The organism is Paenibacillus turicensis, from assembly GCF_017873435.1.
GTDB lineage: Bacteria > Bacillota > Bacilli > Paenibacillales > Paenibacillaceae > Fontibacillus > Fontibacillus turicensis.
Genome location: NZ_JAGGKG010000001.1, coordinates 130,288 through 157,058, shown reverse-complemented (window position 1 = coordinate 157,058; position 26,771 = coordinate 130,288). Strand labels below are relative to the sequence as shown.

The window sequence follows — 26,771 nt, the reverse complement described above, 5'->3', positions numbered from 1 at the left end:
GGTATTCACACTCGTTCTTAGCCATACTTTAGAAACATAAGCTTAATTCCTATTTCGAAGGTTCCAGAAAGTCAACTAAAAGTAGTTCTAGAGGTTTCTGAACAATTACAATTAAGTATTGATAGTGATCTTTCTGAAAATACAAATGGTCAGTGGACATCCTCGAATTCAGAGGTTGCAGGTGTAGATGTAAATGGATTAGTGAATGCTATCACAAAGGCTGATGCAAGGATTAGTGTTACTTATGCAGATGGTACAACAGAATATATTGATGTGTTAGTTGTAGAGGATGCAAGTGACTATAGACTGGCAATCGATTGAGAATAGGTCAAACCAGCAGACTTACCATAGATAATTATACATTTACAAAAGTTGTAGAGTGGACATCATTGGATCAAAATGTAGCAACAATATCGAATAAGGGGAAAGTCAAAGCAATTAGTGAAGGATTAACAATTATAAACGCTAAAGATGAGCAAGGAAGTGTAGTGGGTCAAATATATGTAAGAGTGCGAGAATAGAGAAATGTACTGCAACATATAAAATAGTGTATTGGCTGTCGATGCTTATTCGACAGCCTCTTTAATTTTGTTAAGGCTAATTAGTTAATTCCACCCCAACTATTATGCCCCGACAAATATTTTTCAGTTAAAACAGATAGCAACTCAATCCCAACCTCATTATGCCCGCCTTCAGGAATAATGACATCAGCGAATTTTTTAGAAGGCTCAATAAAAGCTTCATGCATTGGCTTAACAGTGGATAAATATTGATTATAAACAGATTGAATTGTACGTTCTCGTTCTTCGATATCGCGCAAAACGCGGCGAAGAATTCGAACATCAGGGTCTGTGTCTACAAAAACCTTAATATCCAGTAAATTGCGAAGATTTTCATCTGCAAGAACAAGTAAACCTTCAAGGATGATAATATTGTTGGGCAATAATTCCTCGGTTTTTGTAGTAGAACGTGCATGGTGTGAGAAATCATAACAAGGCCCCTGAACAGCTTGTCCTTCTTTGAGCATAGTTAGGTGTTGAATGAGTAAGTCATTGTCGAAAGCAAATGGATGATCATAATTAATTAAGCCTCGTTCTTCAAAACTAAGATGACTGTGATCTTTATAGTAGTTATCTTGCGATATAAATGTAACTTTATCGGACCCAAGACGATCGATGACCGTTCGTGCTACGGTTGTTTTACCAGAGCCAGTGCCCCCAGCGATGCCAATAATGAGCATATTACGTTCTCCCCCTAAAACTTGTACAATTTTAGTATTGTAGCATAAAATGAGCTAAATTTCTTTATTATATATGGCTAAAAATCAAAATTTAATTTACAACGTAATAAATTATATTAAAAGTGCCATGAGAAAGCGCAAAAGCCCCCTACGGGAGCTTTTATTCAGTGGCATGTTACATTTAAAACAACAGCTCAAACGAGATGTTTGTTGTGTTCGTTAATTTCTGAAGGCTTTAAGTACAATAACTGCATTGTGGCCCCCAAACCCAAAGGAATTAGATAGTCCCACATTTAATGTGGCTTCACGTGCTTTATTTGGGACGTAGTCCAAATCGCATTCAGGGTCCGTGTGCTCCTGATTTATTGTAGGCGGAACAATATTTTGCTGAAGGGTTTTAACCAAAGCGATAGCTTCTACTGCACTAGATGCTCCTAATAAATGCCCAGTCATAGACTTATTTGCGGTAACTGGGATTTCATAGGCATATTTACCAAACAACCTTTTAATAGCTAAAGTTTCTGATTTATCCCCAATTTCTGTGCTAGTAGCGTGCGCACTAATAACATCGACTTCATGAAGACCTATGTTGGCTTCTTGAATTGCCAATTTCATCGCTGTGTATGCACCTTTCCCTTCAGGATGTGTTGCGACAATATGATAGGCATCTGAACTTGCCCCATAGCCAATAACTTCAGCGTAAATTTTAGCATTTCTGTGCAATGCATGTGTAAGTGATTCTAGAATTAAGATCCCCGCACCTTCAGCCATAACGAATCCATCTCTTATAGCATCAAACGGACGGCTAGCTTGGGTAGGATGATCGTTTCTGGTTGACAAAGCTGTTGCATTTCCAAAACTCGCTAAGGATATTTCAGTAATCGCAGCCTCAGTCCCTCCTGTAAAAATGATGTCATTCAGTCCTAAGGAGATGTTTCGAAAAGCTTCGCCTATCGATGTATTTCCGATTGAACATGCTGTTACAGGAGATAACGTTGGCCCTGTTACGCCATATTTGATACTAATGAGAGATGCTGCCATATTAGAAATCATCATAGGAACTAAAGTGGGGCTTACCCGCTGAGGACCACGCTCTCGAATAATTGTTGTCTGATCAACAAGCGTCTGAATCCCTCCAGTACCAGAACCTACATACACACCCATTCGTTCGTGATTAACCTTCTCCAGAGAAAGACCTGAGTCTTCCCAAGCCTGATCGGCAGCCGCCAAAGCGAATTGACAAAAGCGATCCATGCGTCTCGCTTCCTTACGCCCAAATAGCTCATCTGCATCAAAATCTCGAACCAAACCCGCTATTTTTGTTTTATGACCTGAAACATCAAATGTATCTATCTGGGAAATGCCTGATTCCCCTCGTATTAATGAATTCCAAAAGCTTGTGACGGTATTTCCAAGCGGGGAAATCACACCCATACCCGTAATAACAACTCTTTCCATTCCAATTCTCCTCCTTTATACGAAGTAAAGTTAAAGCAATTTTGTCCTATTTTTTATCCTATTACAAGTGAGAGTTTATCATAGTATAATTTGTACTATACTAATGTAATAAAAGGGTGAATAATAAGATGGATCATGATGACACTAGACTTCAGACGTTGTCTGCCTTTTTAAAGTCTAAAAGGGCAAAAATTTCTCCAGAATCTATTGGAATTACACCCGGCAGTCGTAGAAGGACGCCGGGCCTACGAAGAGAAGAGGTTGCTCAATTGGCGGGTGTAAGTACGACTTGGTACACATGGCTTGAACAAGGAAGAGATATTAGAATGTCTGCGTCCGTATTGGAGTGTATCTCAAATGCGCTACAGCTAACTGCCGATGAACGTAAATATGTATATGCATTAGCACTTGAATCAGGTTTAGGCGCCTTATCGTTAAAGGAAGAACAAAGTGAAATTAGCCCCTCTTTAAAAGTAATTATGGATGAGCTGCGATTTTGCCCAACGATCATCACAGATAGACGTTATTATATTGTTGGCTGGAATGAGGCAGCAGCACATGTATTTTTGGATTTTGAACAAGTTCCTATAGAGGAACGTAATATGATTTCTTTGTTATTTACACGCAAAGAGCTTCAACGGTTAGCGGTCAACTGGGATCATTTTATAAAAGGATTCCTTGCTATCTTTCGTGCTTATTATGGTCAATATATGGAGGATAAATGGTACGATCAATTTATTGCAGAAATGAAGCTAGCTCATCCTGATTTTGATCATCTTTGGCAGCAAAGTGAAGTAAAATCAGCACCAGAGGTGGTGATAGAATTTCGCCATGCAAAAGCAGGTAAGATGTTATTTAATTTAACCTCATTACAGGTTCAAGGAGATTCGGATTTACGTTGTAGTATTTATACTCCTGCCGCTGATTCAACTACCAAAAATAAGCTACAAAAATTGATGGGTTATAAATAATTGTTAAGAACAGCACAAATTCGAATTAAATTAAAAGGGGATCAGCTTGTCCCTAATCCCGTCAAAGTAACAGCTGTGTATCCAGGCATGATTAATACGGCACTGCAAGCAGAAATTCGTTCCACCAATAAAGACCAATTTGCTTATGTGGATCAATTTATTAAGCTGGAGCAGGATGGATTACTACAAACTCCTGAATATACTGCTACAAAACTGATAGAGTTACTACTTAGTGAACAGTTTGGCGAAGTTGCTTTAGTTGAACAAATTTAAACAAGTATAATACTCAATTCCCAACGTCCAACTCCCAAATCTCTTAAAATAGTTGTTTCCCTTCGATAATCTATCCATGACCTCTATGAATTAGTTTTCATATATTAATGGTATGGAACTAAAATTAATAGTTTCCTAGAAAATGTAACAAACCTAACTCCGATCAAAAACAGATTGGGTTATATTGGTATAGGAATTACTTTTTAAGAAGGAGTGTTCAATATGGATGAAAAGGCAGCGATGATTGCAGCCAATGAGACACCAGAGGGGACTCAGCTACTTTACGGTGACTTTCCTGAGGGAGGCGCTTATTATTCCTGTTCCTTTAGGCCAAACGTAGTTTATGCTAAATATGGTGATTTGGAAAGAAGACTACAAATTATAGTTCCACAGCGGTTTGGATATAAATTTCCTCTCGTTGTTTTTATTCAGGGCTCCGCTTGGAGAAAACAAGATCTGAATGCAAGCATCCCAAATCTTTGTCAGATTGCGGCAAAAGGTTATGTTGTGGCTAGCGTTGAAATTAGAGATACGGATATTGCGCGTTTCCCTGCTCCACTAGAGGATGTAAAATGTGCAATCCGTTATATGCGTAAACATGCGGCCCAATATGGAGTTGATCCAAATCGTGTTGCAGTTTGGGGTGATTCCTCAGGTGGACATCTCTCTCTGATGACAGGACTCACGATAGGGCAATACAATAACGGAATTCATGGCGAACAAAGTGATGAGGTTAGTGCAGTTATTGATTATTATGGGGTTACTGATTTGCTCACATTAGGCAAGTATAACAATATTCTTGATCATGACGCGCCTGATTCACCAGAAGGATTGTTGATTGGTGGGCGAGTAAAGGACAATATTGAATTAGCGAAGCAAGCTAGCCCAATTCATCAAAACTTAGATAAGCTGCTCCCGCCATTTCTCATTATTCATGGTGATAGCGATTCGATTGTTCATGTTAACCAAAGCATTGAGATGTATAAGGCACTGAAAGAACATGGTCAAAAGGCTTTATTTTACAAGGTAATTGGGGCAGATCATGGAACAGGGGTGTGGAACCCTCAGGTGCTTGAAATTACTGAGCGGTTTTTATCTGCACATCTACATCGTCCTAACTTTAATAGACCACCGTTTCAGCATGAACAAGCATAGTAGAAGTGTTAAAGAAGTATAAGAAGATTAGAAAACAAGTATAGATTTACGAATTTATCGTATTTGTATAATGACATGCTATCTGAAAAGTTAGTTAGATGGAATCTTTAACCCATGCTGCGAGTTGGGTTGAAGGTTCTTTTTTTATATTGAGTCTAATTAGCTCCCCGATATATCCCAAAATGTCTCGAAAATATGTCCCAGATTAATATTTGTAGCTAACGAAAAAACGCCTTGCATTTTTCGCTATAATGTCTTTTAATATAAATGTAATCATTAATTCAATCTTATAGAATTAACAATATTATTAATTCAGGGAGTTGGACATTATGGTAGCAAAAGCAAAAATGACTGTAGATAAACATTTTACAATTGGCGAAGTAGATAAACGTTTATATGGCTCCTTTATTGAGCATTTGGGACGTGCGGTGTATGGTGGTATTTATGAACCAGGACATCCTGAGGCAAATGAAGCCGGTTTTCGTAAGGATGTGTTGGAGCTTGTAAAAGAACTCCAAGTGCCAATTGTGCGTTATCCAGGGGGAAATTTTGTATCCGGTTACAATTGGGAGGATTCAGTAGGCCCAGTCGCTGAGCGTAAACGTCGGTTGGAATTAGCATGGCGTACCATTGAGACCAACGAATTTGGTTTTAATGAGTTCGTGGACTGGAGTAAGCAAGCGAATTCCGAAGTGATGATGGCAGTAAACTTAGGAACGCGTGGGGTTGATGCTGCTCGCAATATCGTGGAGTATAGCAATCATCCAAGTGGTTCTTATTATAGTGATTTACGTGTGAAGCATGGTTATAAAGAGCCACATAATATAAAAACATGGTGTCTTGGGAATGAAATGGATGGACCGTGGCAAATTGGACATAAAAATGCAGTAGAGTATGGAAGAGTTGCTTTAGAAGCCGCTAAAGTTATGAAGTGGACGGATCCAAGTATTGAGCTAGTTGCTTGCGGAAGCTCGAACATTGGTATGCCTTCTTTCCCTGAATGGGAAGCAACGGTCTTAGATCATACGTATGACCATGTGGATTACTTATCCTTACATCAATATTACGGCAATCATGATCAGGATACCCCTACTTTCTTAGCTCGCTCTATTGAAATGGATCGTTTTATTGATACTGTAAATGCGACTTGTGATTATATTAAAGCAAAAAAACGTAGCAAAAAGACGATGTTCCTTTCCTTTGATGAATGGAATGTATGGTTCCACTCTAACGAAAATGATCAAAAGCTAGATCCATGGCAAATCGCTCCACCACAACTAGAAGACGTATATAACCATGAGGATGCTTTAGTGGTAGGGTGTATGTTAATTAGCTTGTTGAAGCATGCGAACCGTGTGAAGGTGGCTTGCTTAGCACAGCTTGTCAATGTTATTGCTCCAATTATGACCGAAAATGGTGGTGCAGCTTGGCGACAAACTATTTTTTATCCGTTTATGCATGCCTCCATTTATGGACGTGGTACTGCACTAGTGCCGCTTATTCAATCACCAAAATACGATACAAAGGAAATTACAGACGTTCCTTATTTAGAAAGTATTGCTGTGCATAACGAGGAAAAAGGCGAAGTGACTGTATTTGCAGTAAACCGTCATTTGGAGGAAGCTTTACCACTAGAGGTTGATCTTCGTAGCTTTGAAGGCTTTACGTTGCTGGAGCATATTGTATTAGAAAGTGATGATTTAAAGGCTTATAATACCTCTGCTACACCAAACAGAGTAGCTCCACATCGCAACGGCAATGCGACAGTTTCCGATAGCATCGTGAATGCAAATCTTGCAAAAGCATCTTGGAACGTCATTCGTTTGAAACTAAAATAAGATAATGGGTTCAAAGGCTAGGTGTGGTCTAACACATCTAGCTTTTTTGTTGCTACTTGAATGCTGTAGAGATAACATTTTATTTCATTGCTTAACTAAAACGTAGGTGCTACGATATATCCAAATTAAAATAAATAGTCCCATTTAAAAAACGAGGAGACTCTTTTATGGAAAAAATCGGGTTAGTATTAGGGGGCGGAGCTGTTCGTGGCCTTGCTCACCTAGGTGTGCTTAAAACTTTTGATCAGCATCAAATTAAAATAGATTATATTGTAGGAACAAGTATGGGAGGCGCAATCGGCGGGCTTTATGCTGCAGGTATTCCAGCGGCGGAAATTGAATTTTTTTTGCAAAATACATCTAAGTTTCGTCTAGTCGATTTGGGAATTTGGCAACGAGGTTTATTTGCAGGCAATGGCATTTATAATACAGTAAATAAACTACTAAAGGAGCATGGAAAGGAATCATTACTAATTGAAGAATTTCCGATTCATTTTAAGACGGTAGCAGTGGATTTGCTAGAAGGGAAGCAAGTTATCTTGGATCAAGGAGATTTAGGCACTGTGCTACGGGCGACAACTGCATTTCCAGGTGTTTTTGCGCCAATGATGCTGGATGGAAAGATGTTAGTTGATGGTGGAGTGTTAAATAATTTACCCGTTCAGGAAATAATGGGTCATAATCTTGACTTAGTCATTGCTGTAGATGTGGCTAGAGAGCATGAGAAAAAACCGCCACGCAATATGATCGAGGTTGTTTATCGCTCTTATAGCCTGATGGCAGCGGAGAGAAAGCACACAAGCTTACATTTAGCTGATGTCGTTATTCGACCTGAGGTGGGACATATCGCTGCCTTTGATTTTACAAAAATACAGGAAAGCATTAAAGCGGGAGAGGAAGCTGCAAATTTGATAATCCCTGAGCTTCTTAGCCGACTTAAAAATAAACAATAAGCAGGAGGTATAACTCAATGATTACATATCCCATTTTACAACCCGGAGCAACAATTGGTGTTTAAGCTTATAGCTAATTTATCAAAGCTTCCTTTTCTGATTTCTATACTCCGATGGCGTAATTTGATTTTGCCGTTTGAATTGTCGCATAAAATGAATTTCATTACTATAGCCGCATTTCTCCGCAATTTTCTTTACTGAAATATCTGTTGTGGATAAAAGATATTTGGCATGCTCTAGCCTGCTAGTAATGACATCTGCCATCGGACTTACACCAAAAAAGTCCTTGTACATATGTTGAAATGATGATCTACTCATCGCAAGCTCATGGGATAACCAATCGATACTCCAATTTAAAAAAGGTTGGTTGTAAATTTTAGTACGAATGATGGACATTTTATTAAAATGAGAATTGTTCGTTTCATTATTTACAGAGTAAATTCGGTTGCTTAGCTTAATAAAAAATAGCTGTAAATATAAATTAATCGTTTCGTGTTTAAGCCGATTAGAGGAATAGGTTTCATAACACAAATTGTTAATAATGATCGATAATTCATTTAAGTCCCCAATATGAATGACCTTGTCTCTTGGAATGGCTAAACGTGTAAGCATGGCTTCATCATCTGGACTATCCATTTGGAAATGGAACCAATCATTTGCAAATTGAGCGCCATAAGCTCGATAAAGCTGTGGGGAATGCTTATTAAATAAAATAAAGGAGTCAGGCTGTGTAAATAGATCCAGCTGGTTGAAAGTAAAAATAGCAGGTGATTTCAGCAGTAACAGTAAATAATCACCAGAGCCATTAGGTCGATCAATCATAAAATCAGCATCATGGATATGGTTGTAGCCGATATTTGTGATATTCATATAAACCTCCCTAGTAAGGTCATAGTTTCTTTCATTAATGCCTCTATTTCAGTGATGCATCTATTTTAAATCTGATCCCTTTTTTTGTAAACGTATTCTTGCACAATGAGTAAGTATATGTGCAGAAAATATAACGGTAGACTATAGAAAATTTATTTTATTGCAATTGCACAATAGGTAAGTATATATGCACAATATGTAATTGATGACATAGATAAATCTATTTATGCTAAAAATAGGAAAGTTGAAAAGCTAGTTTTAGTTTCTTGTGAAAGCGCTTTGATTAATGAAGCAACCTTCATCGACTAAACATGAAAGGATAGTTAAAGGGGGATTGATATTTAAGTAAAGTATTGCTATTTTCCGATTAATATTATTATTAAAGGAGCGAGCCTGAATGAAGAAGCAATTAATGTGTTACAGTATAATTCTTTGTATGTTACTTGCTTGCATTCCAGCATCTGCGGCATCTGCTAATACTACAAATGACCCAGTCCTTCAAAATAATTTAACTGCAATAAGTGCGCAAAGCATGATTCAAAGAATGGGAAATGGCATTAATATGGGAAATACGCTAGAACCACCGTATGAGGGAGAATGGGCTACCGCAGCTAGGGAATATTATTTTGATGATTACAAAGCAGCGGGCTTCAAGCATGTGCGTATTCCAATTCGTTGGGACAACCATACGAGTAAGCAATATCCTTATACGATTGATCCTGCTTTTTTAAATCGTGTGGAGCAAGTGGTAGATTGGTCGCTTTCCCGTGGGCTAGTCACTGTAATTAATACCCATCATGATGAATGGGTAATGGATGACTATAGTGGGAATATTCAGCGCTTAGAAATGATTTGGAAGCAAGTTGCTGAACGTTTTAAAAATAAATCCGAAAATTTAGTGTTTGAAGTGTTAAATGAACCACATGGCAACATTTTAGATGAAGAAATTAATGATATGAATAAAAGAATTATTTCGATCATTCGTCCAACAAATCCAACGCGGCAAATCATTATCGGGGCAGGGCATTGGAATAGCTGGCGTGCTACAATTTACAATTTAGAAATTCCTAACGATCCTAATTTGATTGCAACATTCCATTATTATGATCCTTATGATTTTACGCATAATTCCATTGGTACTTGGGGTACGGAAGCAGATAAGACTACAATTTTCAGAGCCTTTGAAAAGGTGAAGAAGTGGTCTCAAAAAAACAATAATATTCCTGTTTATTTAGGTGAGTATGGTGCAAAGGTAGAAAATGACTATAATTCTCGTATAAAATGGTATGATTATGTTTCTGATGTAGCGATTCATAACGGTTTTGCATTAGCCGTATGGGATGATGAGGGTTGGTTTAAGCTATATGATCGCAACCAGCGAACATTTAATCATCAGGTTTTACAAGCAATAATGCAACAAAGCACTTATAATTGGCCTGCACCGTTACCAGACAATCCGAATCCTAACCCAGAAACACCTGTGTATTCAGTAGGAACAAAATTAGTAGATAATTTTGAAGGGGGCCTACTGTGGAGTAAATATGAAGGTGGTGGGGCGACAGTTTCACATTCGATTGTGAACGGAAGAAACGGTAAAGGGATGGAAGTTCAGTTTCAAGGTAAAGACGGCGGATATTGGGGTGTCGTGAAGGATATTAATGAAGATTGGTCATCATGGATTGGTTTATCTATTGATGTGAAGTCTGAGCAAAGAAGTATTTTTAATCTTGTTTTGACTGAAAAAGCAGCGAATTCAGAAGACGGGGAAAACTGGAAATATACAATTCGTCCAAACTCAAGTGAATGGACAACAATTGTAATTCCTTTTAACAAATTTACGAAGCGCGTAGATCACCAGCCTTCAACTGAAGATGGAAATGATATTTTAAACTTAAACAAGCTAAAAAATTTGCAAATCTTACAAAACGGCTCTAACGGTGGTAAAATCATCATTGATAATGTTAAATTGGTTGGTTTGCCTCAATAAGCTAGTAAGATAATGCGGATCTACAATCTATAAATTTACGAATCTAGTAACAAGAAGGCTCGCTTAAGTCCTATGTCTTAAGCGAGCTTTTTTAAGTTGTTTAGAAAAATTTATGACTCAAATTTAAAATCAGTGCTTGACAATAGGCAAACGAAGCGGAGGAGCAGAGAGATGGTGGAAAAGGAGTGAAATCATTGATTACAATTATCCACGTTAGTTTAAAAGTAAATGTAAGAATGATTCATAATTTATAATACATAGTATGAACTGGAGGAATAAAGATGGAGTGGCTACAGGAAGATATCGCGGAAAAGTGGCGAACAGAAGGAAAACGTTACGCCAGTGAGATTAATGTATATGTTAACAAAGGAATGACGGAAGGCTGGGATAGTGTAGGGGAAGAGCCTGCTGAGGATAATCGCTCACCTCTAGCCAATAAAATTTTTAAGATGATTAAAGGAGCTAATGAACAAAATGATATTGCAGCACTCCGTGCTTTAATTCCTGCGGCGACATGGCCGTTAGCCAAGCACTTCGAGAAGGACATGCAAGCCATTCGTAGTATTCATTTTTTAGGTCAAGATGAGGTTGTATTTAGTACAGGAACTTCTTGGGAAGAAAATAAAGTAATCACTGCAAAAAATGATGACATCTCCGTGTTTAATGAATATAGCTTTGTTGGGGCGTCACCTGATAAGCAATTTTATACACTTTTTAGTAAAAAAGGGATTAAGATTATAAAATCAATGGATTATCAGTTGCAGGGGGAACTTATAGCCCAGTTTTCATGGGCAGAGCTGAACACACAAATTCAAGCGTTAAGCTCTGAGATTTCAATTTTAGGAGAAATTGAACTACATGGTGAGTTACCTTTGGAAGAAGCAATTCCATTTCAAGAAGGAAAAGCTTTATTATTAGTTACGGGTCAGGGGATTTTTTATGTTCAATTAGAACAGCAGTTGAAAGTAACGATGCTTCATCCTGATCTCGCAGAGCTTAAACAATATGATTTAGACCAAACTGATATCGATATGGCACATGGTGCAGTTTCTAGTGATGGCAGGTGGATTGCATTTGGAAGTCAGAGCAGTGATCATCTATTGTATGATGTTGTAACAGAGCAAACTTATAACTTCTATCCTAATTCAAGTTACCCTCATTATAGTATTTTTACAAAGGATCAACAGCAAGTATGGTATAATGCCTGCCATTTTTACAATGGAGATACGATTGCCGTATCTATGGAACAAGTAGTAGCAGGCGAGATGGAAAAGGATCAGGAGTGGCCAAGCATGAATGAAGATGCAAGAGTGTATGCAGCGGTTGCACTTGAGCAAGGTATTGTGATTGGAGATGCTTATGGCTATTTGAAGCTGATCGATACACAAGGGCAGGAAATTTGGCGTCTTTTTGTTGGCAGTACCATTTCAGCATTAGCTGTTGATAACGAAGAGAAGACATTAGCCGTAGGTACGTATGGAGGAATGCTTCATTTTATAGCGCTTTATGCTCCCGAGCGAAGTGAATATGAAATCGGTACAGGTGCTGTTCGTGAGATTAAGCGGATCCTTGCTTGGAAAAATCAAAATCAACCACTATGGTGGTAAACTAAGGGTAATGAAATATGCCACCTAAGGTAAAAATATGTAAACGCGAACGCTCACTTGTTACTAAGCGGTTGACTTAGTGAAGTGGGCGTTATTTAATTCCTTTGATACATATCCATTTTTGATTGGGACTAAGCGCATAATTTACAGTAGTAAACCCGATATCATGAAATAGCTGCTCCATTTCTTCCTTTGTCTTATAAGTAGTCATATGGTAATTCACCTTATAGCGCTCTGCAACGAGAAGAAAGCAGCCTTGTGATGATAAGACGCGGTAGACCTCTGCAATACTCTCCTCTATATCTGACCAAAAGTAATGGGTTTGAAAGGCAGTTATAACATCAAAGGTACCGGTTGAAAAAGGCATTTTTGTGACACATGCTTGCTGAACAAACATTTTCCCCATCTCAATGTCCAATTTATTAGCTTGAATAGAATCCTTCACTGCTTGCTCAGCATAATCAATTCCATATATTTTTCCGTATGTATTTAAATTCGAAAGTAATTGTAGTGTTTTTCCTCCGCCACAACCAACATCTAACATGACAGCAGACTCTGGTATGTTAATTTTCGCTAATGCCCATTTGTTCATTTCGTAGTGAGCGGTATTCATTATTTTTAACATTAGCGATCCTACAAAGCCGCTTGGGTTTTTAGCTTGAGCTATTAATCTATGAAGTAAACTCAAAGCATAACCTCCTCCTTCGATTTATTTACCTATTTACTACGATAATAATGATGATAGGTTCCAGTTTATTAGCAGAAGGCTAACGATATTAGTTGGATTAAGTGCAGAAATATTGGTATTTTCCCCTTTAAGCAAAGTAGGAAACGATTAAAATATGAACTAAATCGTGAACCGATATATGATTTATTACAATAACCTCTATTACTTCTATATAAAGCGAGATGAAAACAATGTCGTATCGAACAAACCTATTTTCTAAAATGATGATTTTAATTTTAATCATGCTTATTCCAGTATTAATTTTGTATTGGTATTCCAATTACAAAACAACGGCTGTACTTCAGGCAGAGTTAAATCGCTCTAATAGTACACAACTTGAGTTTTTTCAAAATCAAGTCAATACAAACATTGAATTGTTATCTTCATGGCCTAATTTACTTATCCATGATCCTGATATTGCTAGCTTCAGACGTATTTATATGGATAGCAAATATTTTAATTTAGATACCATTAACTTAGTCAAACGAATTCAAAATAAATTAAGCATTCAAGAAAGCTCTTCGCATTGGACCACAAAGCTATATTTATATTCTCCATCATTAGGTCGAAGTGTCACAGAACGAGGAGCTAATTTTTATGATCCTGCTTCATTACGTGGAGAGATGAAACGAGGATGGAATGTACATAAACAGAAAGAGACGGGAGCATCTGGGGAAATAACTGAAGAAGTGAATGGAAAAAATGAAAGCTTTATATTTAGCTGGATGACCTCCTTTCCATATTGGATTAATGACCCAGCCACAAACGCAGATACATTAATTAAGCTGGAGTTTAGTAGTAGCAATATATCAGATATGTTAGATAAGTTTAAGGATGATGGAAGACATGATCCTTTTTATTTCCTTGAAGGGACAGGCATTATTTATAATCGAAGCTCGAATCAAGAACTTATAAAGCAAATCATGAAGCAGTTAGATGAGTCTAAGCTAGGTGAGGGGGATCATCATACTGTGGTGGTCGATGGCGAGCCCTATATGGTAAATACAGTGAAATCAAAAACGCTTGGTTGGTATCTGATTGATTATATGCCTTTGAGTAGCATTTTACAGCCCATTCATCAATCTAATCTATTTTTTTATTGCTCCATGATTTTTGTATTGCTGACAAGCTCACTCGTTGCATATTGGCTATATGTGCAGGTACAGGTTCCAATGAAGCAGTTAATTTGGGGGTTTCAACGTTTAAAGAAAGGAGATTATGCTGTTCGTATTCAGGTAAAAGGAAAAAATGAATTTAGCTTTCTTGCGGCTAGATTTAATATGATGGTGGAGCAAATTCAGCAATTGTTTGAGCATGTGTACTTGGAGCAAATTCATGTGCGTGAGGCAAAATTAAAGCAGCTTCAGTCTCAAATTAACCCTCACTTTTTTTATAATTGCTTCTCCTTTATTACAAGCATGGCAAAGTTAGGACGCAGTGATGCGGTTGTGGCAATGTCTCATAATTTATCTCGGTATTATCGCTATACAACTAGGCAGGAGCGAGATCAGGTTCCACTTCAAGAGGAAATTGAATTTGTGACCTGCTATTTAGAAATTCAGCAAATGAGGATGCAACGTATTTGTTTTACGATTGATTTGTCAGAGGAAATGAAACGACAACATGTTCCTCCATTAATCGTCCAGCCATTAGTTGAAAATGCTGTGATCCATGGCATTGAACAGGATGGAGAGGCTGGTGAGATTAAAATAACTGGAGTAGAGCGTGATGGCTGGATGTATTTAAGTGTAGAGGACGATGGAGAAGGGATGGATCAACAGGCGATCGTAAATTTAATGAGTAAGCTCAAAGGAACGATGGATGGAGAAATGGGGTGTGGACTATGGAATGTGAATCAGCGCCTCCAGCTTAAATATAATGAACAGGCGGGAATTAGTATATATTCTTCTTCGCTTGGGGGATTGTCTGTTACGTTGTGCTGGCCTGTTGGTCTTGATGTTATTGAGGATTCCAATATGAACAAGGATGTGAATGGTTTTGATTGATATTTTATTAGTTGATGATGAAACGTATGTGACGGAAAGTTTACAAGTAACGATTCCTTGGGCAGAGCTGGGGATAACGTCTGTGTTTCGGGCAGCCTCGGGTAAGGAGGCCTTACATATTCTTGAAAATAATGCTATTGATATTGTTGTAACAGATATACGTATGCCTGGGATGAGTGGTCTTGAGCTTATTGATGAAATCAATCAACGCTGGGCACACATTCGCTGTATTTTACTTACAGGTCATAGTGATTTTGAATACACCAAAAAAGCGATTCAGCTCAAAGCAATTGACTACATACTTAAGCCAGTGAATGATGAAGAATTTATGACCGCATTATCATCGGCGATTGGCGTTATCCGTACACAGTGGGATGAATTTGATCAATACCATCGTTTATTATATAGCCGAAAATCAGACTATAAAATTTTGCGTGAAAATGTAATGCATGATTTGTTATTAGGACGAGAAATGACGGTAAAAGCATTAGCAGAGCAGCTTGAAGCCTACGAGATTGAGATTGATCCTCGTCAGTCGATGATGATGTTACTTATACGCCTTAGCGGCAGACCTGCCAGCTTGGATCAGCAGTCATTAGATTTGATGGATTTTGCTGTTGGGAATATCGCCGAAGAAGTATTTGGTACGTCATACCATGTATGGTTTGGTAGGGGACCCCATGAATGCTTAGTGATGTTTCTACAGGAGAGACAAGAGCTATACAAGCTACACGAGCCATACGAACCATACGAGCTTTACGAGCTACATAAGCGGTCTAGGACACAGCACATGAATATGAATATAGTAACGCAAATTGAATTATTTCAAATGCATGTCCAGCGCTTTTTACAAGGGGTGATGTCCATTGTTGTATCTTCCTCCTTTTCATTTGCTGATTTACCACAGGTGTATTGGCGTAGCTTGGGTTCGCTTGTGTTGTCTGGTCCTGAGGATCATGCCATTATTTTTATGGATCAAAAAAGAGACAAGTGGGCGGAACAATCTGCCTCACAGGTGCTAGATGAGTTGTATAAGCCACCAATGCTGACACAACTTTTAGAAACAAGACAATGGGAGGCGGCAGAGTCAAAGCTAAACTTTGTTTTTGATGCTATAGAGCAGGTGCCCTTATCGCGTAACCACATGTATGAGCTTTATTTATGTGTTACAAACGCCTTTATGTATATCGCACACAAACAAGGGAACCTGATTCACGAAATGGATCCAACAGGCTTTGATTTTTTGTTTGCAAATCAGCTTATTCAAGCACCAAGCAAGCTAAAGACGTGGGCTATTAAAATGTTAAGTAAGCTCCAGGTTGAACTAAGTGACCAAGATGGCATACAAAATCGTAGACATATTATTGCCCAGGTACAGGATATAGTGACCGCAAGTCATGGACAAGCATTATCAGTCAAGGCAATCGCAGATCAAGTCTATATGCACCCTGTATATTTATCTAAAATTTATAAGGCTGAAACAGGCGAAGGCTTGGGTGATTATATGATTCGGATGAGAATGGAGCGTGCACTATATTTACTTAAGCATACGAATAAAAAGATATATGAAATCACAAATGAGCTTGGGTACCAAAACCCGCAATATTTTAGCAAAATGTTTAAAAAGCATTATGGAATGACCCCAAATGAATTTAGAGATTAGTGTATAAGTTTATAGATTTGACATGAAGGATGAAATAGTTTCTAAAGGTGCAGAAATCTTGATTTTATGACATAGTCTGGATTCCCTTGCCACACCTATAATGAAGAGGTAACCAATATAATAAAGGGGGAACCTAGATATGAAAGGAAGCCAAGCTTCAAAAAGATGGCTAACGCTCCTTGCTGTAACTACGTCTTTAGCACTGATGCTTACAGGCTGTGGTGGCGGTAAAAGTAATAGTAATGATGGAAAATCAGAGGCAAGTAAACCCACAGTTGAAAATCAATACAAAGAAAAATATGAACCAGAGGTTACGATTACAACAGCATGGGGGATTGATCCAGAGCTTAGATTCAAAAATGGGGAGTCAATGGAAAACAATGTTGCGACCAAATGGGCGAAGGAAAAATTCGGAATTAACATTAAATCGTTATGGTCGGTTACAGATACCAATAATGCATTTGCAACAAAGCTAAGATTAGCGATGTCCTCAGGGCAAGAAATGCCGGAAATTGTAACGGTGGGAGATAATTTGTTAGCACAAGATTTGATCGACTCTGGAATGTATCAGGAGGTTGGTCCGCTGTTTGATAAATACGCATCAGAGACTTGGAAAAAAGCAATGGAGCAAGACCCTAACATTTGGAATCAATATAGCCGTGATGGCAAAAGAATGGGGATTCCAGTGCTGGATTATGCCTATAACAATGACTATCTGTTATGGATTCGTCAGGATTGGTTAGATAAATTGAAGCTAGAGGCGCCTAAAAGTATAGATGAGCTCGAAAAGGTAATGGAAGCCTTTAAAAATCAAAATCCAGATGGATTAGCACCAGACAAGGTAATACCGCTTAGCCTTGGCTTTAAAACCTCCATGAATACGTGGATGGGTGATCCATCGTGGGTATTTGGGGCATATGGCACATTACCACAGCAATGGAATTTAAGTAGTGATGGCAAGCTAGAATATGGCTCGATTCATCCTGGTATGAAGCAAGGCTTAGCGAAGCTAAGCGAATGGCTGAAAAAGGGCTATATTCCGCAGGAGGCTGCTTTATGGGATGAAAACAAAACAGCGGAGCCTGCCGTTGCGGGTACAGCGGGAATCATACCTGGTCCGTACTGGATGAGTGGATGGCCACTAAAGGATACAGTAAAAAATGCCAAGGATGCAGTCTGGAAGCCGATTCCGATCCCTTATGGCCCTGAAGGAAAAGCGATGCGTCATGGCACGCAATTTGTAAATGGGGTTGTTTTAATTAAAAAGGATATGGCACATCCAGAAGCGTTTTTTACGTATCAAAACTATTTGTTTGATAATTATGCAAACCCAGCACCAGGAAGTCCTTATGACAATGGACTATTTGAAGGTTATGACTATCAGCTAGATGCCAATGGTAAGCAGATGCCGATCGAAGAAATTGAAGGTGGTTATGTCAATGTTGTTCGTTATTTGTTAGTTCGAGATGGCGCACGTATTCCAGATGCTCAGATGAAGGCATTGCTTAATTTGGCAGAAGGAAAGGCGCCAGAAAGTAAATTAGAAAAGGATGTTGCAGTTAATTATGGAGCGGAGACTCCTGCGGCGGCAAAAGTATTGCTTTCACAAGAGGAGATTTCCTTTAAAAATATGTTTACTGGCCCAACAACACAAACGATGAAATCTAATTTGGATTACTTAAATAAAATGGAAAATCAAGCGTTCAACGAAATTATATATAGCAAAAGTCCTGTGGATTCCTTTGATAAATTTGTGGAGACGTGGAAGGCAGGCGGTGGTGACCAAATTACAGAAGAGGTTAACACTTGGTATCGTGATGTGAACAAATAACTAAAACAAAGCATATGGAAGTCGATTCCGTATGCTTTTTGTTTGTTTATTTTTGGTTGGATTTTGGTGTGGAAAAGTGGTTGCTTTTGTACCATTTATATTGCTTTTCTGTACTGTTTGAGTAAGAAGAGGCCTTGATATAATCGCAATATAAAACGCTTTAGCATGTGATTTTTATGCAAATAAAATGCAGTTTTAAGAGAGGGGGAAAAAGGGTGAAAACTTTAAAAAAGACATGGCCATTTCATGTCATGCTGCTACCTGCGGTGATCTTCTTAATTGTTTTTAGCTACATACCGATGGGCGGGATCGTCATGGCTTTTCAAAACTTTAAGCCGTGGCTGGGGATCAGTGGCTCAGAGTGGGTTGGCTTAGATAACTTTCGCTTTTTGTTTGAACGTAAGGATAGCTTGCAGGTAATTTGGAACACATTAGTGATTGCTGTGCTCAAGCTTATATTTAATTTATTTATCCCATTTGTGTTTGCAATTTTGTTAAATGAAATACGAAAGGTGGCACTCCAGCGAACGATTCAGACCCTTGTTTATTTACCACACTTTTTATCTTGGGTTATTTTAGGTGGTATTTTGATTGACCTATTATCTACTACTGGACTTGTTAACCGTGTATTGGGCACCTTTGGCTTAGGCCCTTATTTCTTTCTTGGGGATAACGCTTGGTTTCGCTCTACAGTCATTGTGACTGATGTTTGGAAGGAATTTGGCTATAACACGATTGTGTTTCTAGCGGCACTTGCAGGCATTAACCCAGCGCTGTATGAGGCGGCAGAAATAGATGGTGCAGGGAGATGGAAGCAGACCTTAAACATTACAGTTCCTTCGCTTGTTCCGATGCTAATGGTAGTAGGAACGTTAGCGCTAGGCAACGTCTTGAATGCTGGCTTTGATCAAATCTTCAATTTATATAATGCACTTGTCTACCAGACTGGGGATATTATTGATACCTTTGTATATCGTTCAGCCTTGGAGCATGGCGAAATGGGCTTTGCGACCGCCGTTGGATTATTTAAATCGGTGATTAGTATGGTTTTAATTATGGTCTCTTATAAGCTAGCTAAGAAGTATGGAGGTTATCGTATTTTTTAGGACAGATCAATAGAAAGAAGGAACGCGCCATGTATTACAAATCACGACCGTATCGCATTTTTAATATCGTTAATACGTGTTTTTTATGCTTTATCGCTATTTTATGTATTATCCCCATGATCCATGTGTTAGCCGTCTCGTTTAGTACAAAGGCCGCCGCCGATGCTAATCTTGTGAGCTTATGGCCCGTTGGTTTTTCCTTTGAAGCGTATAAGAAAACAATGAATAATCCCATATTTGTCAGCTCTTTATGGACATCTGTATTACGAACAGTCATTGGAACCTCAATTATATTATTGGTGACCTTTTTGGCGGCGTATCCGTTGTCTAAGGAAAATAGTGAATTTAAAGGACGTAACATTTATTCGTGGTTATTTGTGTTTAGCATGATTTTTAATGGAGGACTTGTTCCGTTTTATATGGTGATTCAAAAAATAGGATTAATGAATAACTTTTGGGTGCTTGTGCTTCCAGGCGTGGTGAATACGTTTCTCATTATATTAATGCTTAACTTTTTTAGAGGAATACCAAAAGAGTTAGAGGAAGCGGCAATGATTGATGGTGCAAATCATTTTAAAACGTTATTTCGCATTTTTCTCCCGATTTCTATGCCTTCGATCGCTACGATTGCCTTGTTCAGCATGGTGTTCCACTGGAATTCTTGGTTTGATGGCTTGTTGTATTTAAATGAAGCAAAGGATTATCCACTCGCGACCTTTATGCAGACGGTCATTATTAAACGAGATATGAGCACGATGAGCATGAATCCAAAGGAAATGGAAATGATCTCGCAAACGACGGTGAGAGCGGCACAGATTTTTATCGGAAGTGCCCCCATTTTAATTGTCTATCCATTCCTACAGAAGTATTTTGTTAAAGGAATGACCTTAGGTTCTGTGAAGGGTTAATCAAAATAAATTTTAAAAAGGAGTTGCTCATTTATGGCACATAAATACCAACCGATTAGTAACAAACTACCACACATGCTTCATGGTGCAGACTACAATCCAGAGCAGTGGCTGAAGTATCCTGAAATTTTGCAGGAGGACATTCGCTTAATGAAGCTAGCAAAATGTAACGTGATGTCTATCGGTATATTTTCATGGGTTTCGTTAGAGCCAGAGGAAGGCAAATATACGTTTGAGTGGTTAGATGGGATTTTGAATACATTTGCGGAAAATGGGATTTATGCTTTTTTAGCGACGCCAAGTGGTGCTAGACCTGCATGGATGTCAGCTAAATACCCTGAAGTGCTACGGGTGGAAGCCAATCGAATTCGCAATTTACATGGCTTTCGTCATAACCATTGCTATAGCTCACCGATTTATCGGGAAAAGGTGTTAGCTATAAATACGAGGTTAGCAGAGCGTTATGCCAAGCATCCCGCAGTTATTGGTTGGCATATTTCCAATGAATTTGGTGGAGAATGCCATTGTGACTACTGTCAGGCGGCTTTTCGTAACTGGGTAAAAAATAAATATGGTACATTGGATGAGCTTAATGAGGCTTGGTGGACAACATTTTGGAGCCATACAATTACGGACTGGAGTCAAGTTGAATCACCTGCTCCACATGGCGAAACACAGGTGCATGGTATGAATTTGGATTGGCGTCGTTTTGTTACGGATCAGACCGCTGACTTTATTAAGCATGAGATTAAGCCTTTAAAGCAATATAATGCTGATTTACCTGTGACAACTAATTTTATGGGTTTTTATGAAGGGTTAAATTACCACAAAATTGCGCCTCTGTTAGATGTGTTGTCATGGGACAGCTATCCAACTTGGCATGATGCAGAGCATGATGTTGTGCAAGCAAGACATACTGCAATGATGCACGATATCATGCGTGCAATGAAGGGAGGACAACCTTTTTTACTTATGGAAAGCTCTCCAAGTGCTACAAATTGGCAAGATGTAAGTAAGCTTAAACGTCCAGGTATGCACCTATTATCTTCGTTGCAGGCTGTTGCACATGGATCAGATAGTGTTCAATATTTCCAATGGAGAAAAAGCCGTGGCTCTAGTGAAAAGCTACATGGTGCAGTTGTCGACCATGTTGGGCATGAGTTTACACGCGTCTTTGAAGAGGTAACTGACGTAGGCAACGCTTTATCCAAGATGGGACAAATTGTGGGGACAACTGTACCTGTGGAAGTTGCCATTATATTTGACTGGGAAAACCGTTGGGCAGTGAAGGATGCTCAAGGCCCACGTAATATAGGGATTAAATATGAAGAAACAGTAGAACAACATTACGAAGTATTTTGGAAGCAAGGGATAGCTGTAGATGTGATCGACATGAATGCAGACTTATCTAAATACAAGCTTGTGATTGCGCCGATGCTCTATTTAGTAGGGGAAGGTGTTGGAGAACGCATACAGCAATTTGTTGAGCAGGGAGGGACATTTGTAACTACCTATTGGTCGGGGATTGTAAATGAAAATGATTTGTGCTTTTTGGGTGGCTTCCCAGGACCACTTCGTCAAACGTTAGGAATATGGTCAGAGGAAATTGATGGCTTACATGATGATCAATATAATGGCTTAATACCACTAGCTAATAATGAGCTTGGACTGACTTCCCATTATGATGCTGTTCAATTGTGTGACTTAATTCATTTAGAGGGTGCTGAGGCACTTGGCACCTATGCGTCTGATTTTTACGCAGGGAGACCTGCTTTAACGATTAATCATCTAGGTCAAGGTGAGGCGTATTATATGGCAGCGCGATTTGAAGCCCCATTTTATGACGATTTTTATAGCGTATTGATAAATAAGCTCAATCTGACACGTGCAATAGATACCCACCTTCCAAAAGGGGTTACTGCTCATGTCCGTAGGGATGGTGAACAGGATTATGTATTTATCCAAAACTATACCGCTGAACAGAAGCTACTTCAACTAGATAAAGCAAAATATACGTATGTGTTCTCTGATGAAGAAGCGGAGAAAGAGTTAAATGAGCTAAAACTATCACCTTATAGTATCACTCTATTAAAAAGAGCAACAAAATTTAAATTTTAATGCTATTTTCAGGTTACGGTAAGGTGATTTTAAGGAAGTAGCTTTATATTAATAGTACTCCCTCTTCTTAATTTATATATGAAGAAACCATCCCGCCCCGGGATGGTTTCTTAGTGTTTATATATTTTTTTCCCCTACAGTCCTACCAGCGTAGGAACGAGGGATTGTGGAACAATGAAATGTTTGCCTATTTACTTGTTTAAATCCTCAATCGAATCAATATCTACATAAACAGGAACTACAAGTCCTGTTCGTACACCAGTCATGTTTGCGCCAATGTCGTCAAGCTGGTCTTTAAATTTATCCCAATAGTCACCATGGGTAAGTGGTAGCCATGCTGCAATGCTGGCATCAACGTCACCGTTAGCGACTCCTGTCCACATTGGTCCAGCCTCAACCTGTAGTGCAGTAACTTTAAAGCCTAATTCATGTTCTAAAATATATGAGATTAAATGTGTACTTGCGATTTCAGAGTCCCAAGCAACATAACTAAGCTTTAAGCTTTTACCTTGTACAGGTTTTATGCCTTTGATCCATTCCTGTACACGTTCAGGATGCGCTTTTGCCCAATCTTCTGCCGCATCTGCTGCATTTTTACCATCTTGAATATCAATCATAATTTCGCCCATTTCGTCAGAGGTCCATTTGAAGTTTTGCAGGAATTGATAAGCTTCTGGTTGATCCTCCTTTAGTCCAAGACGAGCGATGGTATGGATTTCTTCCGCTTCACCAAATGTTTTCTTAGGATCATCTAAATATTTCAAATCATATTTAGTGAACATCCAGTGCGGTGTCCAGCCAGTAATAATAACTGGATCTTGGTTACGAATCGCTTTATCTAAAGTGGCAGTCATCGCTGCACTAGAGCTTTCTACTAGTTTCCAGCCTTTTAGATCATAATCCGTCAAAGCTTTGTTTGCTGATTTCATAATCCCTGAACCTGGATCAATCCCAATAATCTGATAATTATATTTGGAACCTACCTCGCCAGTGCCTTGAATCTGAGCATTGACATTAGCTGACCCACCACTTTGTGCTACAGCTTGGATAATACCACCAACTAAGATAACAGCGAAGCAAGTAGCAGTTAGGATAGCTTTACGAGAAAATTTATTCTTTTTAGCCCCCGCAGAAGCTGGAGCAGTAGACTTTTTATGACCTGCTTTAAATAAGTTTTGTGTAAAACGATCTAATACAATCGCAAGGACAACAACAGCTAAACCAGCCTCAAAGCCTTGACCTATTTTAAGCTGTGTAACTGCACGATAAACTTCAGCACCAACACCCTCAGCACCAATCATTGAGGAAATAACAACCATCGATAAGGATAACATAATCGTCTGGTTAACCCCAGCCATCATGGTGGATTTCGCAAGTGGTAGCTCTACTTTAATAAGCTTTTGCCATGAGGTGGATCCAAATGCATCAGCCGCTTCTTCAAGCTCTTCGGAAACCTGCTTAATACCTAGGTACGTTAAACGAATCGTAGGTGGAATTGCAAAAATTACTGATGCAATAACCCCTGGAACGACACCAATGCTGAAAAAGGAAACAGCAGGTAAGAGGTATACGAATGCTGGCATTGTCTGCATAAAGTCAAGGATTGGTGAAACAATCCGATGAAGTGTTTTACTATACGCACATAAAATCCCGATCGGAATACCGATAATGACGGATAACAATGCGGACGTAACAACGAGTCCTAACGTGTTCATTGTATGTGTCCAGTAACCTAAATTATCAACGAGTAAAAAACCGATAACTGTAAATAGTGTTAATGGTATACGTCCAATCCCGTATGCAATAATCCCTAAAATAGCAATAAACAATAATGGATGTGGCAACATAAAAATCCAAGTGAAGCAAGATACTATAAATTCAATGACAGAAGAGATTCCGCCAAATAGTGAACCTAAATGATCTTCCATCCAGCGGATGAGTATATCAATCCAATTAGCGAGTGGAATTTTCGGTGTCATTGGCATTTCCCTCCTTCATATTAACATCGCCTGCTAAGGCACCAAGTAAAGCGCCGCGAATAATAACGCCAAGCAATTTACCATTTTCGTCTACGACGGAAACAGGCACTTTGGCAGAGCTAGTAAGCTCAAACATATCGCCTAATAACGTGTCAGGTGAAACAGTTGGAATGTCCGTAATTAAAATTTGGGACAATGTTTCTCCTTGTTTTGCTGCACGAGAGGCATCTTCTGCTGTAATAACACCTAGCAACTTTTTAGCTCGATCAATAACAAATAGATTAGAAATTTTTAATTTGCGCATTAATTCAAGTGCAACACGTGGTCCACGATCCAGCGTTATTGTCTCAGGACGATTCATCACATGAGAAGCTGTTAGTACTTTAGATAAATCCACATCCTCAATAAAGCGTTCAACATAGCTATTCGCTGGTTGAGTTAGCATTTCTTCTGGGGTACCTACCTGTACAAGCACACCATCCTTCATTAAAGCGATGCGATCCCCTATCCGAAGGGCTTCATCCAAATCATGCGTAATGAATATAATCGTTTTGCGCATTTTGTCTTGTAATTCTAATAACTCATCCTGCATATCTCTACGCATAAGTGGGTCAAGCGCACTAAATGCTTCGTCCATGAGCAGTACTTCTGGATCGTTAGCAAGCGCTCTTGCAAGTCCAACACGCTGCTGCATCCCACCACTTAGCTCATCTGGCATTTTATCTCCCCAGCCTTTTAGGCCAACGAGCTCTAAAGATTGTAACGCCTTTTGTCGTGCTTCTTCCTTATTTATGTTTTGGACCTCTAGTCCATATTCCACGTTTTGCAGTACGGTACGGTGTGGAAATAATCCAAACTTCTGAAATACCATACTAATACTCTTACGTCTAACTTCACGCAATTGAGCTTTGTTCATTTTGCGTAAATCCTTACCATGAATCAAAATTTTACCTGATGTAGGCTCAATAAGACGATTAAACATCCGAACCAAAGTGGATTTTCCACTTCCGGATAACCCCATAATGACAAAGATCTCGCCTTCTTTAATGTCGAAGCTAACCTTGTTCACGCCAACAGTAATCCCTCTGCTAGCTAGACTTTCCTTGGTATGCCCTTGTTCCAAAAGTTGAAGACCCGTTTCAAGATTGGGACCAAACAATTTGGTGACGTTTTGGACTTCTAAAATAGAATTCTTCAAACTATTCACCCCTCTTAAATCTAATTTCTGTTGTTCTCGTGCCTACTAGTGTAACAAAAAGCTTTTTTGAACACAACCGTAATAACTGTTCGTAAAGTACGTACAGAAAAAACTGTACGAATAGAATTTAAGGAATGCTCCCGTATGCTCCCAAATGCTACCCGAATGAGTCCTTTACAATTTACAGGTACTTTTTTAATATAGAATAGACATTATGAAGGAGGCTCGGTAATATGAGCTTAGATCAACTTACACCAGAACAACATTCTACATTATTAAAAATAAGAAAGCGTGTTATAGAAGTTATCGGAAGAAACATGGACTTGTATGGTGTTCCTCATTCGACGGGTCATTTGTATGGTTTATTATTTTTTGCAAATAAGCCAATGACATTGGACGAGATGGGTCAAGAGATGAGTATGAGCAAAACGAGCATGAGTACTGGCGTACGGACTTTGCTTGATCTTAAAATGGTAAATAAGGTATGGGAAAAGGGATCACGCAAGGATCTCTATGAAGTGGAAAGTGACTGGTATCAGACATTTACAGACTTTTTTGCGATTAAATGGAGAAAAGCTGTGGAAAGTAATATGCTTGTGTTAAGAAGATCCATTGCCGAGATGGATAAGCAGCTTCAGAGTGAAGCAGATCTCAGCGATGCCGTTCGTGAAGTTTTAGTACAAGATCAACAAAAAATGAAAGAAGCCATCCAATATTACGAATGGCTTGATAAACTGATTGATGCAATGGAAAGCGGAGAGATCTATAATCTTGTTCCTAAGCCATAATGTAAAATCAAATCTTAAATTAAGACTCAATCTTAAAATCGGTACTTGACAATAAGCTAACTAAGCGAAGGAGCAGGGAGATGGTGGAGAAGCGA

22 protein-coding genes are annotated in these 26,771 nt (G+C 38.8%); 16 read left to right on the top strand and 6 right to left on the bottom strand.

The genetic code is table 11. The features are described from left to right. Nucleotides 1-36: 36 nt before the first annotated feature. Both J2Z32_RS22460 and J2Z32_RS22670 read left to right on the top strand, forming a co-directional pair. The gene (locus J2Z32_RS22460; RefSeq protein WP_210087530.1) at nucleotides 37-321 is read left to right on the top strand and encodes an Ig-like domain-containing protein; all 285 of its coding nucleotides are present in this window, start codon (nucleotides 37-39) and stop codon (nucleotides 319-321) included. Then, complete coding sequence (locus J2Z32_RS22670) at nucleotides 318-521, top strand: Ig-like domain-containing protein (protein WP_210087229.1); 204 nt, start codon at nucleotides 318-320, stop codon at nucleotides 519-521. The genes J2Z32_RS22460 and J2Z32_RS22670 overlap by 4 nt, the downstream gene beginning before the upstream one ends. Before the next feature lie 80 nt (nucleotides 522-601). Here the strand turns inward: J2Z32_RS22670 and udk are convergent, their stop codons facing one another. Next, nucleotides 602-1,240 (bottom strand): uridine kinase, encoded by a 639-nt coding sequence (gene udk, locus J2Z32_RS00700; RefSeq protein ID WP_210087228.1) that lies wholly within the window; start codon nucleotides 1,238-1,240, stop codon nucleotides 602-604. Nucleotides 1,241-1,459: 219 nt separating this feature from the next. Beyond that, nucleotides 1,460-2,698, bottom strand: coding sequence for a beta-ketoacyl-ACP synthase II (fabF, locus tag J2Z32_RS00695; protein ID WP_210087227.1), 1,239 nt, complete (start codon nucleotides 2,696-2,698; stop codon nucleotides 1,460-1,462). Nucleotides 2,699-2,826: 128 nt separating this feature from the next. On the opposite strand from fabF, the gene J2Z32_RS00690 reads away from it, so the two are divergent. From J2Z32_RS00690 to J2Z32_RS00670, 5 genes are all read left to right on the top strand, one after another. Further along, nucleotides 2,827-3,669 (top strand): helix-turn-helix transcriptional regulator, encoded by an 843-nt coding sequence (locus J2Z32_RS00690; protein WP_210087226.1) that lies wholly within the window; start codon nucleotides 2,827-2,829, stop codon nucleotides 3,667-3,669. After that, a complete protein-coding gene (locus J2Z32_RS00685) occupies nucleotides 3,670-3,942 on the top strand; it encodes a Rossmann-fold NAD(P)-binding domain-containing protein (RefSeq protein ID WP_210087225.1) in 273 nt (90 codons plus the stop codon). Between the two features lie 222 nt (nucleotides 3,943-4,164). Next, nucleotides 4,165-5,097, top strand: a complete 933-nt coding sequence (locus J2Z32_RS00680; protein ID WP_210087224.1) for an alpha/beta hydrolase — start codon at nucleotides 4,165-4,167, stop codon at nucleotides 5,095-5,097. A 329-nt stretch (nucleotides 5,098-5,426) separates the two neighbouring features. After that, entirely contained in the window at nucleotides 5,427-6,935 is a 1,509-nt protein-coding gene (gene arfA, locus J2Z32_RS00675; RefSeq protein ID WP_210087223.1) for an arabinosylfuranosidase ArfA, read from the top strand. A 167-nt stretch (nucleotides 6,936-7,102) separates the two neighbouring features. Beyond that, a complete protein-coding gene (locus tag J2Z32_RS00670) occupies nucleotides 7,103-7,888 on the top strand; it encodes a patatin-like phospholipase family protein (RefSeq protein ID WP_210087222.1) in 786 nt (261 codons plus the stop codon). Between the two features lie 81 nt (nucleotides 7,889-7,969). On the opposite strand, the gene J2Z32_RS00665 is transcribed toward J2Z32_RS00670, so the two are convergent. Continuing rightward, nucleotides 7,970-8,758, bottom strand: coding sequence for an AraC family transcriptional regulator (locus tag J2Z32_RS00665; RefSeq protein WP_210087221.1), 789 nt, complete (start codon nucleotides 8,756-8,758; stop codon nucleotides 7,970-7,972). A gap of 397 nt (nucleotides 8,759-9,155) precedes the next feature. Between J2Z32_RS00665 and J2Z32_RS00660 the strand changes: the two genes are divergently transcribed. Then, nucleotides 9,156-10,745: a CIA30 family protein gene (locus tag J2Z32_RS00660; protein ID WP_210087220.1), complete on the top strand. Its 1,590-nt coding sequence runs from the start codon at nucleotides 9,156-9,158 to the stop codon at nucleotides 10,743-10,745. 281 nt (nucleotides 10,746-11,026) lie between these two features. Next, entirely contained in the window at nucleotides 11,027-12,352 is a 1,326-nt protein-coding gene (locus tag J2Z32_RS00655; protein ID WP_210087219.1) for a hypothetical protein, read from the top strand. Nucleotides 12,353-12,443: 91 nt separating this feature from the next. Here the strand turns inward: J2Z32_RS00655 and J2Z32_RS00650 are convergent, their stop codons facing one another. After that, entirely contained in the window at nucleotides 12,444-13,040 is a 597-nt protein-coding gene (locus tag J2Z32_RS00650; protein ID WP_210087218.1) for a class I SAM-dependent methyltransferase, read from the bottom strand. A gap of 230 nt (nucleotides 13,041-13,270) precedes the next feature. Here J2Z32_RS00650 and J2Z32_RS00645 point away from each other — a divergent pair, with 230 nt between their 5' ends. The 6 genes from J2Z32_RS00645 to J2Z32_RS00620 all read left to right on the top strand — a co-directional run bounded on the left by J2Z32_RS00645 (nucleotide 13,271) and on the right by J2Z32_RS00620 (nucleotide 22,711). Next, nucleotides 13,271-15,085 (top strand): sensor histidine kinase, encoded by a 1,815-nt coding sequence (locus tag J2Z32_RS00645; RefSeq protein WP_210087217.1) that lies wholly within the window; start codon nucleotides 13,271-13,273, stop codon nucleotides 15,083-15,085. Beyond that, the gene (locus tag J2Z32_RS00640; RefSeq protein WP_210087216.1) at nucleotides 15,078-16,748 is read left to right on the top strand and encodes a response regulator transcription factor; all 1,671 of its coding nucleotides are present in this window, start codon (nucleotides 15,078-15,080) and stop codon (nucleotides 16,746-16,748) included. The genes J2Z32_RS00645 and J2Z32_RS00640 overlap by 8 nt, the downstream gene beginning before the upstream one ends. 139 nt (nucleotides 16,749-16,887) lie before the next feature. Beyond that, nucleotides 16,888-18,579, top strand: coding sequence for a type 2 periplasmic-binding domain-containing protein (locus J2Z32_RS00635; protein ID WP_210087215.1), 1,692 nt, complete (start codon nucleotides 16,888-16,890; stop codon nucleotides 18,577-18,579). A gap of 215 nt (nucleotides 18,580-18,794) precedes the next feature. Then, nucleotides 18,795-19,685 (top strand): ABC transporter permease, encoded by an 891-nt coding sequence (locus J2Z32_RS00630; RefSeq protein ID WP_210087214.1) that lies wholly within the window; start codon nucleotides 18,795-18,797, stop codon nucleotides 19,683-19,685. Nucleotides 19,686-19,714: 29 nt separating this feature from the next. After that, a complete protein-coding gene (locus tag J2Z32_RS00625) occupies nucleotides 19,715-20,593 on the top strand; it encodes a carbohydrate ABC transporter permease (RefSeq protein ID WP_210087213.1) in 879 nt (292 codons plus the stop codon). Between the two features lie 33 nt (nucleotides 20,594-20,626). Then, the gene (locus tag J2Z32_RS00620; protein WP_210087212.1) at nucleotides 20,627-22,711 is read left to right on the top strand and encodes a beta-galactosidase; all 2,085 of its coding nucleotides are present in this window, start codon (nucleotides 20,627-20,629) and stop codon (nucleotides 22,709-22,711) included. A gap of 191 nt (nucleotides 22,712-22,902) precedes the next feature. On the opposite strand, the gene J2Z32_RS00615 is transcribed toward J2Z32_RS00620, so the two are convergent. Continuing rightward, on the bottom strand, nucleotides 22,903-24,690 hold the full coding sequence (locus J2Z32_RS00615; RefSeq protein WP_245251013.1) for a glycine betaine ABC transporter substrate-binding protein: 1,788 nt from the start codon (nucleotides 24,688-24,690) through the stop codon (nucleotides 22,903-22,905). Next, nucleotides 24,665-25,888 carry a quaternary amine ABC transporter ATP-binding protein gene (locus J2Z32_RS00610; RefSeq protein ID WP_210087210.1) on the bottom strand — a complete coding sequence of 408 codons (1,224 nt, stop codon included), beginning with the start codon at nucleotides 25,886-25,888 and terminating at the stop codon, nucleotides 24,665-24,667. The genes J2Z32_RS00615 and J2Z32_RS00610 overlap by 26 nt, the downstream gene beginning before the upstream one ends. A 233-nt stretch (nucleotides 25,889-26,121) precedes the next feature. Here J2Z32_RS00610 and J2Z32_RS00605 point away from each other — a divergent pair, with 233 nt between their 5' ends. Further along, nucleotides 26,122-26,676: a GbsR/MarR family transcriptional regulator gene (locus J2Z32_RS00605; RefSeq protein WP_210087209.1), complete on the top strand. Its 555-nt coding sequence runs from the start codon at nucleotides 26,122-26,124 to the stop codon at nucleotides 26,674-26,676. Nucleotides 26,677-26,771: the final 95 nt, after the last annotated feature.

What these genes read in the sequence shown, in the direction of transcription:
- udk (WP_210087228.1), bottom strand. Translation starts at nt 1,240, where the DNA reads ATGCTCATTATTGGCATCGCTGGGGGCACTGGCTCTGGTAAAACAACC.
- fabF (WP_210087227.1), bottom strand. Translation starts at nt 2,698, where the DNA reads ATGGAAAGAGTTGTTATTACGGGTATGGGTGTGATTTCCCCGCTTGGA.
- J2Z32_RS00690 (WP_210087226.1), top strand. Translation starts at nt 2,827, where the DNA reads ATGGATCATGATGACACTAGACTTCAGACGTTGTCTGCCTTTTTAAAG.
- J2Z32_RS00680 (WP_210087224.1), top strand. Translation starts at nt 4,165, where the DNA reads ATGGATGAAAAGGCAGCGATGATTGCAGCCAATGAGACACCAGAGGGG.
- arfA (WP_210087223.1), top strand. Translation starts at nt 5,427, where the DNA reads ATGGTAGCAAAAGCAAAAATGACTGTAGATAAACATTTTACAATTGGC.
- J2Z32_RS00670 (WP_210087222.1), top strand. Translation starts at nt 7,103, where the DNA reads ATGGAAAAAATCGGGTTAGTATTAGGGGGCGGAGCTGTTCGTGGCCTT.
- J2Z32_RS00665 (WP_210087221.1), bottom strand. Translation starts at nt 8,758, where the DNA reads ATGAATATCACAAATATCGGCTACAACCATATCCATGATGCTGATTTT.
- J2Z32_RS00660 (WP_210087220.1), top strand. Translation starts at nt 9,156, where the DNA reads ATGAAGAAGCAATTAATGTGTTACAGTATAATTCTTTGTATGTTACTT.
- J2Z32_RS00655 (WP_210087219.1), top strand. Translation starts at nt 11,027, where the DNA reads ATGGAGTGGCTACAGGAAGATATCGCGGAAAAGTGGCGAACAGAAGGA.
- J2Z32_RS00645 (WP_210087217.1), top strand. Translation starts at nt 13,271, where the DNA reads ATGTCGTATCGAACAAACCTATTTTCTAAAATGATGATTTTAATTTTA.
- J2Z32_RS00635 (WP_210087215.1), top strand. Translation starts at nt 16,888, where the DNA reads ATGAAAGGAAGCCAAGCTTCAAAAAGATGGCTAACGCTCCTTGCTGTA.
- J2Z32_RS00625 (WP_210087213.1), top strand. Translation starts at nt 19,715, where the DNA reads ATGTATTACAAATCACGACCGTATCGCATTTTTAATATCGTTAATACG.
- J2Z32_RS00620 (WP_210087212.1), top strand. Translation starts at nt 20,627, where the DNA reads ATGGCACATAAATACCAACCGATTAGTAACAAACTACCACACATGCTT.
- J2Z32_RS00615 (WP_245251013.1), bottom strand. Translation starts at nt 24,690, where the DNA reads ATGACACCGAAAATTCCACTCGCTAATTGGATTGATATACTCATCCGC.
- J2Z32_RS00605 (WP_210087209.1), top strand. Translation starts at nt 26,122, where the DNA reads ATGAGCTTAGATCAACTTACACCAGAACAACATTCTACATTATTAAAA.